This window comes from Streptomyces sp. NPDC046335, assembly GCF_055587985.1.
The window spans coordinates 115,189-129,289 of sequence record NZ_JBVJFF010000017.1; the positions used below are offsets into that span (position 1 = coordinate 115,189).

At 73.8% G+C, this 14,101-nt stretch carries 13 protein-coding genes; 5 read left to right on the top strand and 8 right to left on the bottom strand.

Features of this window, described 5'->3' with window-relative positions; translation table 11 throughout:
- Window position 1: 1 nt before the first annotated feature.
- Window positions 2–427 carry an OsmC family protein gene (locus ACZ6JY_RS34800; RefSeq protein WP_469202519.1) on the bottom strand — a complete coding sequence of 142 codons (426 nt, stop codon included), beginning with the start codon at window positions 425–427 and terminating at the stop codon, window positions 2–4.
- Between the two features lie 310 nt (window positions 428–737).
- Between ACZ6JY_RS34800 and ACZ6JY_RS34805 the strand changes: the two genes are divergently transcribed.
- A complete protein-coding gene (locus ACZ6JY_RS34805) occupies window positions 738–2,369 on the top strand; it encodes a DUF6345 domain-containing protein (RefSeq protein ID WP_469202521.1) in 1,632 nt (543 codons plus the stop codon).
- A 3-nt stretch (window positions 2,370–2,372) separates the two neighbouring features.
- Here the strand turns inward: ACZ6JY_RS34805 and ACZ6JY_RS34810 are convergent, their stop codons facing one another.
- The 3 genes from ACZ6JY_RS34810 to ACZ6JY_RS34820 form a co-directional block, all read right to left on the bottom strand.
- Window positions 2,373–3,761: an amino acid permease gene (locus ACZ6JY_RS34810; RefSeq protein ID WP_469202523.1), complete on the bottom strand. Its 1,389-nt coding sequence runs from the start codon at window positions 3,759–3,761 to the stop codon at window positions 2,373–2,375.
- Window positions 3,762–3,843: 82 nt separating this feature from the next.
- The gene (locus ACZ6JY_RS34815) at window positions 3,844–5,997 is read right to left on the bottom strand and encodes a phage holin family protein (protein WP_469202526.1); all 2,154 of its coding nucleotides are present in this window, start codon (window positions 5,995–5,997) and stop codon (window positions 3,844–3,846) included.
- Between the two features lie 80 nt (window positions 5,998–6,077).
- On the bottom strand, window positions 6,078–6,506 hold the full coding sequence (locus tag ACZ6JY_RS34820; RefSeq protein WP_469202528.1) for a hypothetical protein: 429 nt from the start codon (window positions 6,504–6,506) through the stop codon (window positions 6,078–6,080).
- Between the two features lie 84 nt (window positions 6,507–6,590).
- Here ACZ6JY_RS34820 and ACZ6JY_RS34825 point away from each other — a divergent pair, with 84 nt between their 5' ends.
- Together ACZ6JY_RS34825 and ACZ6JY_RS34830 are read left to right on the top strand one after the other, a co-directional pair.
- Complete coding sequence (locus ACZ6JY_RS34825) at window positions 6,591–7,367, top strand: MBL fold metallo-hydrolase (protein ID WP_469202530.1); 777 nt, start codon at window positions 6,591–6,593, stop codon at window positions 7,365–7,367.
- Entirely contained in the window at window positions 7,364–7,981 is a 618-nt protein-coding gene (locus ACZ6JY_RS34830) for a DedA family protein (protein ID WP_469202532.1), read from the top strand. The genes ACZ6JY_RS34825 and ACZ6JY_RS34830 overlap by 4 nt, the downstream gene beginning before the upstream one ends.
- Here the strand turns inward: ACZ6JY_RS34830 and ACZ6JY_RS34835 are convergent.
- Window positions 7,978–9,015 carry a saccharopine dehydrogenase family protein gene (locus ACZ6JY_RS34835; RefSeq protein ID WP_469202534.1) on the bottom strand — a complete coding sequence of 346 codons (1,038 nt, stop codon included), beginning with the start codon at window positions 9,013–9,015 and terminating at the stop codon, window positions 7,978–7,980. The two genes, ACZ6JY_RS34830 and ACZ6JY_RS34835, sit on opposite strands and share 4 nt — an antisense overlap.
- A 105-nt stretch (window positions 9,016–9,120) precedes the next feature.
- On the opposite strand from ACZ6JY_RS34835, the gene ACZ6JY_RS34840 reads away from it, so the two are divergent.
- Entirely contained in the window at window positions 9,121–9,723 is a 603-nt protein-coding gene (locus ACZ6JY_RS34840; protein WP_469202536.1) for a TetR/AcrR family transcriptional regulator, read from the top strand.
- A 10-nt stretch (window positions 9,724–9,733) separates the two neighbouring features.
- Here the strand turns inward: ACZ6JY_RS34840 and ACZ6JY_RS34845 are convergent, their stop codons facing one another.
- Window positions 9,734–10,972, bottom strand: coding sequence for an aminotransferase class I/II-fold pyridoxal phosphate-dependent enzyme (locus tag ACZ6JY_RS34845; protein ID WP_469202538.1), 1,239 nt, complete (start codon window positions 10,970–10,972; stop codon window positions 9,734–9,736).
- Window positions 10,973–11,194: 222 nt separating this feature from the next.
- Window positions 11,195–11,902: an ANTAR domain-containing response regulator gene (locus tag ACZ6JY_RS34850; protein WP_469202539.1), complete on the bottom strand. Its 708-nt coding sequence runs from the start codon at window positions 11,900–11,902 to the stop codon at window positions 11,195–11,197.
- Window positions 11,903–11,976: 74 nt separating this feature from the next.
- Here ACZ6JY_RS34850 and ACZ6JY_RS34855 point away from each other — a divergent pair, with 74 nt between their 5' ends.
- Entirely contained in the window at window positions 11,977–13,095 is a 1,119-nt protein-coding gene (locus ACZ6JY_RS34855; protein ID WP_469202541.1) for a PAS domain-containing protein, read from the top strand.
- Window positions 13,096–13,102: 7 nt separating this feature from the next.
- On the opposite strand, the gene ACZ6JY_RS34860 is transcribed toward ACZ6JY_RS34855, so the two are convergent.
- The gene (locus tag ACZ6JY_RS34860; RefSeq protein ID WP_469202543.1) at window positions 13,103–13,915 is read right to left on the bottom strand and encodes an RNA polymerase sigma factor SigF; all 813 of its coding nucleotides are present in this window, start codon (window positions 13,913–13,915) and stop codon (window positions 13,103–13,105) included.
- Window positions 13,916–14,101 lie beyond the last annotated feature (186 nt).

Sequence of the window (14,101 nt, forward strand, 5' to 3'; positions counted from 1 at the left end):
GTCAGCCGAGCTTGGCGGTCAGCGTGATCGTCGTGCCCGACAGCGCCTGGCTCACCGGGCAGTTGGCCTTGGCGTCCTCGGCCGCGGCGGTGAAGGCCTGCTCGTCCAGGCCGGGCACCTCGCCCTCGACGGTGAGGTGGATGCCGGTGATGCCGGTGCCCGGCTGGAAGGTGACGTCGGCGGAGGTGGTCAGGCGGGTGGGCGGGGTGCCCGCGCCCGTCAGGCCGTGCGAGAGCGCCATGGAGAAGCAGCTCGAGTGTGCGGCGGCGATGAGCTCCTCGGGGCTGGTCTTGCCGTTCGCCTGCTCGGCGCGCGACGGCCAGGACACCGGCTGCTGCCCGATGCCGGAGGAGTCGAATGTGACGGTGCCCGAGCCCTCCGTCAGAGAGCCTTCCCAGACCGTGTGCGCGGAGCGCGTGGTTGCCACGATGCAGTTCCCTTCGTGCGGTTCCGTGATCGGAAGTTCCGTGGCCACCATCCGATCACACTCGGGGTGAAAACGGGCCGCGCGGGGCGAACGGGTGCCTCGCGGGTGTTCGATCCGAGGGTGCTGGTACCGGTCCGGCGATACGAACACATTGTGCGCACCGCCACGCCAGAGGGGCCTCTGAGGTGCGGCAACAGGCCCGGGGCGATGCCCCTATGGCCGGAATGCCTCCTGGGCAGGGCGCGCCCGCGGTGACACTTTGAGGCCCCCTCGCGCTCGGCACGAGGAGGTCCTCCCAGGAGGTATGGCCATGCGCATGAACTACTCGGACCGCGGCCCCTCTCCACTGGAACCGGAGAAGCCCGGAGCGGCGGCCGACCGCGACTCGACGTTCGGCTGGTGGGGTGCCTTCAGCATCCAGAAGTTCGTCAACCAGTCGCCGCTCTACCACACGCACGAGGACGCCACCGGCTGGCTGGCGTACCTCCAGCAGTTCTACGACCGCAACTTCTGGTTCGCCGACGGCGGCGCGCAGGTCTGGGCGTACGAGGAGACGTACGACAACTGGCAGGACCGCTACGGCATGGACGCGGTCGTCGCCGTCTACCACTCGGGCCACGGCGGCATGGACGGCAACGGCGTGTTCTTCGCGCCCCTCGGCGCGGTCTGGGACGGCCGCAGCGACGCGATCTCCAACCGGATGGCGCTCGGCAACGAGAAGGCGAACTACGTCTTCTGGTCGACCTGCGACTCGCTCAAGGTCACCGGCGGGCACTCCCCGATCCGCACCTGGGCCGGCCCCAACATCGGCTTCCGGATGATCTTCGGGTTCGAGACCGTCAGCATCGACAGCGGCGACTACGGCAAGAAGTTCTGGGAGAAGTGGCGGGCCGGACAGACGTACTGCGACGCCTGGCTCAACGCGTCGTGGGACATCTACCACGGCCAGGCGCCCTCGGTCGCCGCCGTCGGCACCACCCAGGCCGAGGCCGTCAACCGCCTCAACACCGAGCGGAACTTCTACCGCGAGCACGTGCCGGACAACTGGTACGCGTGGCGCTGGTACTACGCGCGCCAGGGCATCAGGGAACCGCTCACCCGGCTCCCGGGACAGCGGCAGATCGTCCGGCTCGCCCCGCGCGACCCGGGCGCCGAACTCGGCTCGCTGGGGCGGCTGGCCGACTTCCCCTCGGCCGCGCTGCAAGAGGTGCAGGTCGAGCGGCAGGGCGTGCTCAGCGCCACCTCCGGCGACCGGGTGATCTCCACATCGCCGCAGGGCATCAGGTGGGTCAGGCTCGCCGAGCCCAACCACCGCAACACCCAGCAGCTCCCGACCGAGCGCGCGGTTCAGGCGGCGCGCCCGTTCGCCGAGCGGTACGCGGAGGGCGCCGAGCTGGTCGTCGACGGCGTGCACGACCTGATGCAGAACTCCGGGACGAAGGACGGCTCCGAGATCGGCCGCCCGGTCTCCCTCCAGACGCACGTGACGTTCCGCCAGGTCTTCGACGGCGTGCCCGTCATCACGCCGGGCCGCGGCCTGATCCGCGTCGGCCTCGACAACGACGGCACGGTCGTCCAGGCGCAGATCGCCACCCGCGAGGCCACCGGCGTCACGCGCGAGCCGAGTACGCGGGTCGCACCGCCCGCGCCCAAGGGCGGCAAGGCCGCGGCGGCGCCGCCGGAGCGCGACCCGCGCCAGGCGCTCGACGCGGCGCAGCGCACGCTGCTCGCGCACCTCGCGGCGGTCACCGCCGACGAGCCCGGCCAGGGCGCGGCGGCGGAGCACCCGCCCGAGGTCACGGACGTCCCCGGCACCTTCGAGGTCGGCTACGAGGTCGAGGGCAACGAGGCCTACCCCGCGGCCCGCAAGCTGATCGAGATCGGCACGCGGGGCAGCATGTTCAAGACCCGCCGTTGGGTGGTCGCCCCGCTGGCGCGGTAGCGGTCAGCTCTCGGGGACGGTGGCGGTCCGCTGCTTGCGGGCCGCCATCACCGCGTACACGAGCACGCCCACGAAGAGGAACAGCACGCCCTGGTAGACGGCCGCGTATCCGGAGCCGCCCACCAGCCACATCGAGAAGGCGAACGCGATGCCGGCGAGGGCCCCGTCGCGCACCAGACGCCCGCGGTGGACCCGCTCGCGCTGTCCGGAGACGAGGAAGTAGATCTGCGCGGCGGTGGCCAGGAGGTAGGGCACGGTCGCCGTGAACGTGGTGATCAGGACGAGGGACTCGAAGACGCCGCTGGACCCTGCCGTGTAGTTGTAGACGGTCAGGAGCGAGGCGAGGACGACGGTCACGAGGACGCCGACGGTCGGCACGCCCCGCCTCTTCTTCCCGAAGGCGCTGGGGAAGAGCCCGTCCTTGGCGGCCGCGTACGGCGTCTGGGCGCTCAGCAGCGTCCAGCCGTTGAGGGCGCCGACCATGGAGACCAGCGCGGCGCACGCCACGGCGGTGCCGCCCCAGGAACCGCCGAACATGACGTCGACCGCGTCCGAGAAGGGCGCCGTCGAGCCGACAAGATCGTCGTGTGCGACGGTCCCGAAGACGGCGAGCGTCCCGAGGAGGTAGACGAGGGCGGCGCCGAGGGTGCCGAGGATGGTGGCGCGCCCGACGTTGCGCCGCGGGTCGCGCACCTCACCGGCGCTGACGGCGGCGGACTCCACGCCCAGGTAGGAGAAGAGCAGGATCGCGGCGGCCGCCGAGACCGCCCCGACGGGGCTGTCGTCGCTCGCGCGGAACGGGCCGAGGTTGCCGCTGTCGAAGAAGAAGAGCCCGCCGAACGCGACGAGCAGGAGCGGCAGGAACTTCAGGACGGTGGCGACGAGCTGGACCGCGCCGACGTACCGCGTACCGGCGAGGTTGGCCGCGGCGGGCAGCAGTTGCAGCACGAGCGCGGCGAGGCAGGCCGACCACTTGTGGTCGCCCACGGGCATGAGGACGTCCAGGTAGCCCACCGCGGCCACGGCGAGGGCGGCGTTCGAGACCCAGGTGGTGATCCAGTAGGACCATGCGGCCAGGAACCCGGCGAAGTCGCCGAAGGCCTCGCGGGCGTAGACGTACGGGCCGCCGGTGCGCGGGTCGCGCTCGGCGAGCCGCCCGAAGACGAGCGCCAGGGCGATGGCCCCCACGGTGAGGACGCCGAAGGCGACGAGGCTGATGGTGCCGAAGGGGGCGACGGAGGCGGGGAGCAGGAAGATGCCGCCGCCGATGATGTTGCCCATCACGAGGCAGGTGGCGATGGGGAGACCGAAGCGCCGGGCGTGCTTGCTCTGCGCCGGTTGCTGGTCCTTGCCTGCCGGATCCGACTGCGGTGCGGTTCCGGTGTCGTGCATGGGGTGGTGCGCCTCTCGTCGTGCCGGTGCCCGGGATCGCCGGGCGCAAGACATGGTCGGCCACGGCGGGCGCCGCTCAAAATCAGCGCGTTTTGTCCTGCCGGACCGGGTCGACGGCCGCAAAAGCTGTGCCTTCGGGGGCTCCGGACGGCGATTCATCCACCGGAATGAAAGGTTCCGCCGCTCGGGACGGCAGGGGTATCTCCGGTCCCGCGTCCTCGCCGAGCCAGTCCCGCAGGACGCCGTGGATCCGCTCGGCGCCGACGAGCGGCCGCCCGTCGGCCGCCGGGTCGGGCAGCGCGAGCGGGGACAGCAGGAACGGGTGGGACTGCGCCCCGCCGAGCCCGCCGTGCGAACCGATCTGGTCCTCGAAGGCGAGGACTTCGCCCTCGTACGGGTCGTACCAGGAGTTGACCATGATGTCGGCGGTGTGCGGGAAGCCGTCGGTGCGCCGGACCGCCTCCAGGGCGCCGGGCCCGAAGTCGGTGAGCGGCCCGAGGTCCGCCGGGTCCTCGTCGAGGTACACCTCGGCCCCGCGCGCCCCGAGCACGAGCCCACCGCGCTCCGCGTCGCGTACGAGGAGGAAGCCGACCCCCGGGTGGTTGGCGAGGGTGGGGAGCAGCGCCGGATGGCGGCGGTCGATCTCCTGGCGGGTCATGCGGTGCCGCACGTCGGGGAACGAGATGAGGCCGAGGTTCCCCGAGGCCAGCACGATCGGCTCCGCCCGGCGCGCGGGCCGCCGTTCGTCGGCGCCCTCCTCGACCGGCCGGTGCAGGGCCGCGCGTACCGCCGCGCGGGCCTCGGCGCCGCTGTGCGTGCGCTGCGCCCTGCGCGGCACGGGCAGCCCGCAGCCGGCCCGGACGAGATCGCCGAGGGAGAGGCCGTAGCGGGCGCGGAAGGTCTCGCCGGGGCTCTGCCCGTGGTCGGAGAGGACCACGATCCGGTAGGCGCGCGGCGCGTGCTCGGCCACCTTCTCCAGGAGTGCGAGCGAGCGGTCCAGGCGCCGCAGGACCTTGTCGACGTCCCTGCCGCACGGTCCGGAGTGGTGCGCCACCTCGTCGTAGGCGACGAGGTCGGCGTAGACCGCGCTGCGCCCGGCGAGCATGTCCCCGAGGACGGCGGCGACCACCACGTCACGCTCGACGACGGTCGCGAAGGCGCGGATGAACGGGTAGAGCCCGCCCCTGCCGATGCGCGGGCGGCGCCGCTCGGCGCGGGCGCGCAGGGACTCACCGATCTCGCGGAAGACCTCGGCGACGAAGGACAGGGCGGTGCGGACGGCGTTGGCGGGGTCGGAGAAGTAGGCGAAGTACCCGGCCCGCGACCGGTTCCCCTTCCCCCGCCGGGCGGCCACGGAGAGGACGAGGGCGAGCTGGTCGGCGCCGCCGCTGAAGAGGTTGCCGCGGCTGGCGCCGTCGACGGTGAGGAGGCCGCCGTCGCCGGTGCGCTCGACGGCGCGGCGCTGGAGCTCGACGGCGGAGGATGGCCGGTTGCTGACCATGACCTCGCCGGTGTCCTTCTCGTACCACCGGAACGCGGGCACGTCGTGGTTGGAGCCGTGCAGGATGCCGAGCTGGCTGGCCCCGGTCTGGCTGGACCAGTCGGTGCGCCAGGGGGTGAGGCGGTGCGTGGCGTCGGCGCCGCCTGCCCCGAGCCAGCGTCCGAGGGTGGGCATCAGACCTTTGCCGACGGCGGCCAGCAGCACGTCATGGCCGACCCCGTCGAGCTGGATGAACGCGGTGCCGGGGTGGGTGGACCCGGTGCCCGCCTGCTCGCCGCGGCGGCGCCGGCGGTCGGCGAGGCGGTAGAGGCGGCGGCGGTAGGCGTCGTCGTCCCGGACGGCGAGCGCGCCGCCGGTCGCGGAGGCGACGGCGGACATCACCGCGGCGACGACGACGGCGGTCTCCGCGCCGACCTCGCCGCGGCCCTCGGGGTTGAGGCGCAGAGCGAGGAGCAGCAGCGAGCCGTTGAGGGCGAAGGCGAGGAGGCCGAGCACGAGGGCGGGCACGAGCAGCAAGGCGCGCACAAGCAGCGGCCACACGAGCACGGAGAGCAGGCCGAAGGCGCCGGCGCCGAGGGCGGCGGTGACCGCGATGCGGGTGGCGCTGTCGCCGCCGGCGGACTGGAGCTTGAAGTCGGGCAGGATACCGGCGAGCACGAGCATCGTCAGCGTGCTCACGGCCCACACGGCGACCACGCGCCACGCGGCGCTGCCGAACTTCCGCCATCGCCGCATGCGGCCACTCCTCTTGCCCGAACAGGGCACCACCCTGCCATACCCGGGCAGAGCCATCCGAACCGACGGTCCCGAACGCCTCAGCGGCCGTCGTAGCCCGCGGTGGGCATGGAGAGCCTGCGGTGCACCCGCGCCTTCATCTGCGCGTCGTACGCCGGCTCGGCGAGGCCCGCCGTCTCGATCCGCACGCCCCGCCGCACGCACTCCGCGGTGAACTCCTCGGGGCAGCGCAGCGCCTGGTCGAGGACTCTGCGGCTCGGCACGACGAAGAGGTCCACCAGGCCCGCGTCGACGTCGCCCCACAGAATCCGGTGGTCGGCGCGCAGCCCTCGTACGACCAGCTCCCGGGTGATCACGTACCCCTGGTCGGCGGCCCACCGGGCGCACATGGCGTGCTGGCTGCGCGAGTCGACCAGGAAGGGGTCGGTCTCCAGCTCCTCCAGCGGCACGAGGCTGGCGATCGCCGCCACACGCACCACGACGGCGGAGGCACCCCCGTGATCCTCCATGGCGTACCCCTCACCCTCGGCGTAGCCGCTGACCCTACTCCTGGCCGTAGGCTCGGAGACAGTCGCCATAAGGAGGAACCCGGGGTGCCCGTCGAGGTCACATGGTGGGGCCACGCCACTTGCACGGTCGAGGACTCGGGCGTCCGCGTCCTCACGGACCCGCTCTTCGCCCGCCGCCTCGCGCACCTGCGGCGTCGCAGAGGCGCTCTGCCGCCCCCTGAGGCGGCGGTCGCCGACGTGGTGCTCCTGTCTCATCTGCACGCCGACCATCTGCACGTGCCCTCGCTCGCCCGGCTCGCGCCGGGCACCCGGGCGCTGGTCCCGCGCGGCGCGTCCCGCTCGGTGCCCGGTCTGACGCGCAGGCTGCCGCACCTGCGCTTCACCGAGGTGATGCCGGGCGACGAGGTGCCGGTCGGCGATCTCGTGATCCGTGTGGTGCCCGCACGGCACGACGGGCGCAGGCTGCCCATGGGGCCGCGGCTCTCCCCCGCCCTCGGCTATGTGGTGAGCGGCGAGGCCCGCACGTACTTCGCCGGGGACACCGGGCTCTTCGAGACGATGGCCGAGGAGGTCGGCGACGTCGACGTGGCGCTGCTGCCGGTCGGCGGCTGGGGCCCCTACCTGGGCCATGGCCATCTGGACGCGGCCCGGGCGGCCGAAGCCCTCGCCCGGATCGCGCCGCGCAGCGCGATCCCGGTGCACTACGGCACGTACTGGCCGATCGGCATGGACGCGGTGCGTCCGCACGAGTTCCACGCTCCGGGGGCGGAGTTCGTGCGGCAGGCGGGGCGCCTCGCGCCCGAAGTGACGGTGCACGGGCCCGCCCACGGCGAGAGCGTGCTGCCGGAGGTGGCCAGGTGACGCTCGCGGTGGTGGCGCGGATACCGCCGGAGAGCACGCAGCAGGCCCTCGGCTATCCCTCGCTGTTCCTGCTGGTGGTGATCGGCGCGCTGGTGCCGGTGGTGCCGACGGGCGCGCTCGTCAGCTCGGCGGCGGTGGTGGCCCTGCACCAGACGGCGCCGTTCTCGCTGCTCGTCGTCTTCGGCGTGGCGGCGTTCGCGGCGTTCCTCGGCGATGTCGGCCTGTACTGGCTCGGGCAGCGCGGCATGCGGTCGAAGAACGGTTCGCGCTGGCTGGAGGCGATCCGCGACCGGGCGCCCGAGGAGCGGCTCGCGCAGGCGCAGGCGAAGCTGAAGGACCACGGCGTGCTGGTCCTCGTGCTCTCCCGGCTCGTGCCCGCGGGCCGCATCCCGGTGATGCTGGCCTGCCTGATGGCGAAGATGCCGCTGCGCCGGTTCGCCCGTGGCGACATCCCCGCCTGCCTCGCGTGGGCGGTGACGTACCAGTTGATCGGCATACTCGGCGGCTCGCTCTTCGAGAAGCCGTGGGAGGGCGTCGCGGTGGCGGTCGTCCTGACGGTACTGCTCAGCCTGGCGCCCACGGCATGGCGCAGGGTCAGGCGGGCGCACGCCTAGGGTCTGTGACGGACCGGGGTCCAGCTGTCGCCGGGTGCGTCGACGAAGGTGGCGCCGATCTCCGCCAGACGCTCGGCCGCGTAGGCCGGGTCGAGCAGGGATTCGGGGGTGTGGATGCCCGGCGGGACGGCTTCGCCACGCAGACCGAGCTGCCGCTCGACACCGAGGGCGATGCCGAGTGCGGTCAGGGGACGCTGTCCTGCCGGGTGGACGAGGTAACGGCTCGTGCTGAGCGGCGCGCCCGTCGGGCCCACTCCTTCGAGGTCGATCCGGATCTCGCTGGAAGCGGGGTCGCCGCGGCGCCGGGCCGCGGATTCACCGACGGCCATGTCGAAGCGGACGTTCGGTGCGCCTGTCGCGAGGGCGAGGCTCGGCACATCGAGGACGGCGATGCTCTGGCCTGGCAGGACGACGCCGTCGGTGCGGGGCACATCCGCCTGGGCGTCGGGGCCATCGACCCAGGTGAAGACGCCGTCACGGCGCACCGCCCCCGCCGTGGTGACGGTGGCCCACCGCTCCAGATCCGCTGTTCCCGCGGGCCCTCCGGTGTCCGACTCGTCCAGTACGGCGCCGATCCGGATGGTGTCGACCCGGTGGAACTCCCGGGCCATTCCCAGCGTCGCGAGGACGACGACGCCGGCGCAGAAGTGGCTGGCCACCAGGATCGCCGAGGCGCTTGCCCGCTGTGCGCCCGCGACGACTTCCGGTGCGATCTCCACCAGGCCGCTGGAGATGCTGAGGTAGGGCAGCCCGCGGTCCTGCGCGTAGTGCAGCCCGTTCAGGCGGTCGTCCCAGAGCGCGGCGACCACGGCCGAGTAACCGTGCTCGGCCGGGAGGCCGAGATCGCCGCGCCGCAGGTCGATGGTCACCGCTGTCGCGGCGCCGAGTCCGTCGGCCACCCGCCGCGCGCGGCCGATGTCGCGACCCGCGATCGTCAGTGGCAGTTCCGGGTGCCACTGACGCAGGAGAGCGGCGGCCCCCGAGCCGGCCTGCCCCGAACCACCCAAGATCAGTACTGGTTTCGACTGTTCCACCGCGGGTCCTCACATCCATGAAGCTACATTTTGTAGCCTACGTTTTGTAACATAGTCTGGAGTGCGGCACAACGGAGACTGCGGAGTGCGACACGACGGAGGACCATGGCCACCACCTCGACCCGCCTGTCCAAGCAGGCCAGGCGGGAGCAGTTGCTCAACACCGCCGTGACGACCGTGCGTTCCCAGGGCACCGACGGCCTGACCCTGGTCACCCTCGCGGAGGCGGCCGGAGTGAGCAGGCCGATCGTGTACGACCACTTCGGCACTCGCCCCGGCCTGCTGCTCGCGCTCTACCGGCGCCTCGACGAACGTCACCGAGCCGCGATCGCCCAGGCGTTGCGGGAGGCCGCGCCCACGGCCGACGAGGTCGCCCGCGTCATCAGCACCGCGTACTTCGCCTGCGCCACGGACATGCCGGAACTCAGCGCCGTTTCCGCAGCGCTGAAGGGAAATCCGGAGATGGGGGCGGTCCAGCGCGAGATGCTCGACCGTTACACGGACCTGATGGCCGCCGCGCTGCTGCCGCACTCCGGTCTCGCACCCGAGGCCCTCCGGCTACGGTGCGTCGGAGTGCTGGGCGCGGCCGAGGCGATCGCCGCCGAGCTGAACCAAGGACGGGCATCCGCCGACGGCGCGGTCACCGCACTGACCGACCTGATCATGGGCGGCCTCAGCACCCGGACCGGCCGTTGCCCTCAGGGCTGATCACGGCTGATCAGGGCTGCGGGGCGACTCCCGCGCGCAGGCCGTCGAGAGCCGACGCGAACCCGCTCAACGCCTCGCCGACGTACGGCAGTACCAGCGGCTCCGGGGCGTCGAGGGCCGCCAGGCGCTCCTCGGTCGTCGTACCGAGGAACGGCGAGGTGGACAGCCGTACGCGCAACGCGTCGATGTCGTCGCCGAAGCGGTGGCCGCCCGGCGCGGGCATGCCGAGCCGTTCGCCGAGGAAGTCCTCCAGGTCCTGCGCGTCATCGACGCCCCGCGCGGCGAGGCCGGGCCGCAGCGGGTCCAGATCGGCGTAGAAGTGGCGGCCCGCGAGCGGAGGCCTGGCCAGGGCGCCGACGGCGAGCACGGCGCGCTGCGCGGCGGCGGCCACGCGCGCGTGCAGGCGTACGGCGGCGGCGAGCCGCCCGGTGACGTCGTCCGGTTCACCGAGCGCGTAGGTCGCCGCGGCGGCGGCCGGGGCGCCGAGGCAGGCGCCGAGCGCGGTCAGGACGTCGAGGGTGCGGGCCCGCAGGGCGCCGCCCCCGGTGCCGGCGGGGAAACGGGCGACGGCGGCCGGCAGCGCGGAGGGCAGGAAGGCGCCGGTGAGGTCGCTGAGGACGGTCACCCGCTCGTGGTCCATCTCCGCGGGGCTGATGAGGACCGTTTCGCGGGGGCGGTGCAGCGTGTCGCGCCAGGTCTCGTCACTGACCACGTGCAGGCCCTCACCGGCGGCCGCCTCGACGGCCTCGTGCAGCAGCTCCGGGGCCGGCACGGTGGCGGTCGGGTCGTCGGCCACGCCGAGCAGCAGCAGCCGGGGGTCACCGCCCTCGGCGCGGACGCGGCGGACGGTCTCCAGGAGGGCGTACGGGTCGGGGACACCGCCGCTCTCGGCGGGTATGGGCACGTGGTAGACGCCGCGGCCGAGCAGCCGGGCCTGGGGCGCCCACCAGGCGGGACAGGGCCGGGGCAGCAGTACGTCACCGCCGACGGCGGCGGTGAGGGCGAGCAGCAGGGCGGGGGCGCTCGGGGCGGCGGCGATCCGGCCCGGCTCGGCGGGCAGGCCGCGGCGGGTCCAGTAGCCGGCGGCGGCGTCCAGGAGGGCGGGGCCGCCGCCGGGGGGTTCGCCGTGGGCGCGGCCGGCGGCGCGGGCGGCGGCAGCGGCCAGCCCGGGCAGGACCGGGAGGCCCGGCTCGGGCGGGGGCGGCCCGTACCGGACGGGGCCACGGCCCTCGTACTCCGTCCGTCGCATGCGTACCTCCGTGCGCTCACGTCCCAGTGTCCGGCCCCGGCGCAGGGAGCGCTCGGGCAACACTCTCCTGCCCCCTCCTGCCCGGCAGCCGGAGAGATATCCGGGCATATGAGAGGTATCCGGGCCTGGGCGGTCGCGGTGGGAACGTACCGACGGGCATCGGGCGTACGGCGGGCGGCATCAGGCGTACGGCGCAGGCGCCGAGGGACGTCCGCGGCGGTTTCAGCGCGCCAGCGACACCAGCTCGCGTTCCAGTCCGCGGCCCTTCGTCTCCACCAGCGCCGCCGCGACGTCCGCCAGTTTCCGGTTCGTCGCCTGCGAGACGCGCCGCAGGACCGCGAACGCGGTCTCCGCCTCGCAGCCGAGGACGTGCATGACGATCCCGCACGCCTGGTCCACGGCGGCGCGCGTGCGCATGGCCGTGCCGAGCTGGTCGAGCTCCGTGAGCGCGGCCCGGTGGTGCCGGTCGCGCACGAGGCTCGCCGTGGCGAGATGGCCGAGCGCCTGGGCGGGGCCGTGCCGGGCGTCGTCGAGCCTGCCGGGGCGGAAGCCGAAGAGCGTCAGGGTGACCGTGAGCCCGGCGCGCCGGAACGGCAGGGTCGCGCTGGAGCGCAGACCGGAGTCGAGGGCCAGCGCACGGTACTCGGGCCACCGCTCCTCGCGCAGCAGGTCCCCGGACCCGACCGGCGTGCCCCGCTCCTCGGCGGCGGGAATGGGCCCCTCGCCCGAGCGCAGTTGCGCCGCGACGAGCCCCGCGAGGTCGGGGTGGGTGGTGGCGACGGGGTGTTCGTCGCCGCCGTCGGTGACCGTGGTGCTCGCACCGCAGCAGCCGGGGGTGCAGCGCACGGCCTGCTCGGCGAGTTCGGAGAGCCTGCGTCCGGGCAGGGCCGATTCCGGGCGGAGCAGGTCCGGGTCCGGCAGGGGGGCCATGAGACGTTCCTCCTCTTCCGGTCGCGTTCCCGCCAGGCCCTCCCGGAAACCGACGGAGCGGCTAGGTTCGGCACATGTCTCAGGCGGAGGACTTCGGTGCGGAGCTCGCTGATTTCGTGCGCCGCGTCGCCGAGTTGAGGTCGGCCCGTGCCGTTCCCGCGGCGGACCTCGCCACCGTGCTCGACGCGGCGATCTTCGAACTCGGCCATGTGGCGGACCGGTTGTGGCCCGCGTACGAGACCCTGGTCGACGGCGGTCGGCCGAACGGCCCCTCGGCCGACCGGGAGGAACAGCGGCTGCTGCGGGCCATCTTCCAGCGGCTGCCGCTGCCGGTGGCCCTGGTGGACCGGGACACCGCGGTCCGGCGGATGAACTCCGCGGCGACGAGCCTGACGGGGATCCGCGCCGGCTTCGCCGCGGGCCGGCCGCTGACCGGGTTCCTGCTCCACGCCGACCGGGTGGCCTTCCGCTCGCAGACCGCCGCGGTCGCCCGCGGCGACGGTGACCGCAGCGTCGTCGTCCACCTCCAGCGGAACCCCGAACTGCCGGTGCGCGCGACGCTCGCGGCCCTGCGCCCCGGCGCCGAGCCCCGCACGGCGGTCCTCGTCGTGCTCCAGCCCTCGGTGACCCGCGCGCAGCGGCCGGTGCCCGCGCCCGACCTCGGCGAGGCGACGCGGCACGCGGCCGAACTCGACCTCGCGGACGCCATGACGACGGCGCTGCTCACGGCGCCCGCCGGAGACCGCGGGGCCGTCATGGAACAGGCCGCGGCGGTGCTGCACGGGCGGTTCGCCGACTGGGTGGTCATCGACGACGGGGCGGCGCGCCCACGCCGTACGCGGGTGCTCGGACCGCCCGGCGCGCCGGTCGCGGAGGTGGCCGCGCAGGACCCCGCCGCGTGCCCCCTCGTCGTCGAGGCGGCACACGGCGGGGTGCCGGCGCTACAGGTCCGCCCGGAGGACCCGGACGCCTTCGGCCGCGACACGACCGGAGCGCCCGTCCTGGTCCGCGCCGAGGTCACGTCCCTGCTGTGCGTACCGCTGGCGGTCGGCGCGGAGGGCCCCGTGGAGGGCGTCCTCACGCTGTTCCGCTGCGGCGCCCGGCTGGCCTTCTCGCTGGCCGAGGCGCGGGCCGTCGACGTCCTCTCGCGCCATCTGGCGCTCGCCCTGCGACGCGGGACCGACGCCCGCTGAGGGTGTGTCAGGCCGCGTCGCGCATGACCTGGTCGCGCAGCCGGTCGCAGCAGCGGCTGATGAGCCGGGAGACGTGCATCTGCGAGATGCCCATCTCGTCGGCGATGCTGCTCTGCGTCATGTCGCCGAAGAACCGCATGTAGAGGATGGTCCGCTCCCGCTCGGGCAGCGCCTCGATGCGCGGCCGTACGGCCTCGCGGTCGACGACGACGTCCAGCGCGGGGTCGGGGCCGCCGAGGGCGTCGCTGAGCGAGTAGCCGTCGCCGCTGCCCGGGAGTTCGGCGTCGAGGGAGAGCGCGGTGAAGCTTTCGAGCGCCTCAAGGCCGGTCTTCGCGTCCTCCTCGCTCATGTGCGCGTGGTCGGCGATCTCGGCGATGGTGGGGGCGCGCCCGCCGACCGTCTGGGACAGGTCCTGGCGGGCCGCCCGTACGCGGTTGCGCAGGTCCTGGACGCGGCGCGGCACGTGCAGGGTCCACATGTGGTCGCGGAAGTGCCGTTTGATCTCGCCGGTGACGGTCGGCACCGCGTAGCTCTCGAAGGCGGTGCCACGCCGGGGGTCGTAGCGGTCGACGGCCTTCACCAGGCCCAGGGCCGCCACCTGGCGCAGGTCGTCGAGGGACTCGCCGCGGTTGCGGAACCGGCCGGCGAGACGCTCGGCCATGGGCAGCCACGCCTGCACGATCTCCTCGCGCAGGACGTCCCTCTCGGGGCCCTCGGCCAGCTCCACGAGCCGTTCGAAGGCTTCGGCGGTGTCCGGTGCGTCGTCGTGCGGATGGCGCCGGCTCCTGGCCGGCAGTGGGGTGTTCGCGTGGGATCGCATGGTGCGCAACTCCCTGAAGAATGGGTGCCTCTGCTGGAACGGTCACCGCGGGAGCGCGTACGCGTCGGTCCACGACGGGAACACACCCGGGGGCGAAACGGTCGCTCCCACGGACGTGCCTCCGGTCCGAAGCACTTCCCTCCGCCTGCCCCGGGCCCGGAGGGGCAAACACCGCGGACCTCGTCG

Bases quoted from the DNA above. Each gene is read 5' to 3' on its own strand.
- ACZ6JY_RS34805 (WP_469202521.1), top strand. From the start codon at position 738: ATGCGCATGAACTACTCGGACCGCGGCCCCTCTCCACTGGAACCGGAG.
- ACZ6JY_RS34810 (WP_469202523.1), bottom strand. From the start codon at position 3,761: ATGCACGACACCGGAACCGCACCGCAGTCGGATCCGGCAGGCAAGGAC.
- ACZ6JY_RS34815 (WP_469202526.1), bottom strand. From the start codon at position 5,997: ATGCGGCGATGGCGGAAGTTCGGCAGCGCCGCGTGGCGCGTGGTCGCC.
- ACZ6JY_RS34820 (WP_469202528.1), bottom strand. From the start codon at position 6,506: ATGGAGGATCACGGGGGTGCCTCCGCCGTCGTGGTGCGTGTGGCGGCG.
- ACZ6JY_RS34840 (WP_469202536.1), top strand. From the start codon at position 9,121: ATGGCCACCACCTCGACCCGCCTGTCCAAGCAGGCCAGGCGGGAGCAG.
- ACZ6JY_RS34845 (WP_469202538.1), bottom strand. From the start codon at position 10,972: ATGCGACGGACGGAGTACGAGGGCCGTGGCCCCGTCCGGTACGGGCCG.
- ACZ6JY_RS34850 (WP_469202539.1), bottom strand. From the start codon at position 11,902: ATGGCCCCCCTGCCGGACCCGGACCTGCTCCGCCCGGAATCGGCCCTG.
- ACZ6JY_RS34855 (WP_469202541.1), top strand. From the start codon at position 11,977: ATGTCTCAGGCGGAGGACTTCGGTGCGGAGCTCGCTGATTTCGTGCGC.
- ACZ6JY_RS34860 (WP_469202543.1), bottom strand. From the start codon at position 13,915: ATGCGATCCCACGCGAACACCCCACTGCCGGCCAGGAGCCGGCGCCAT.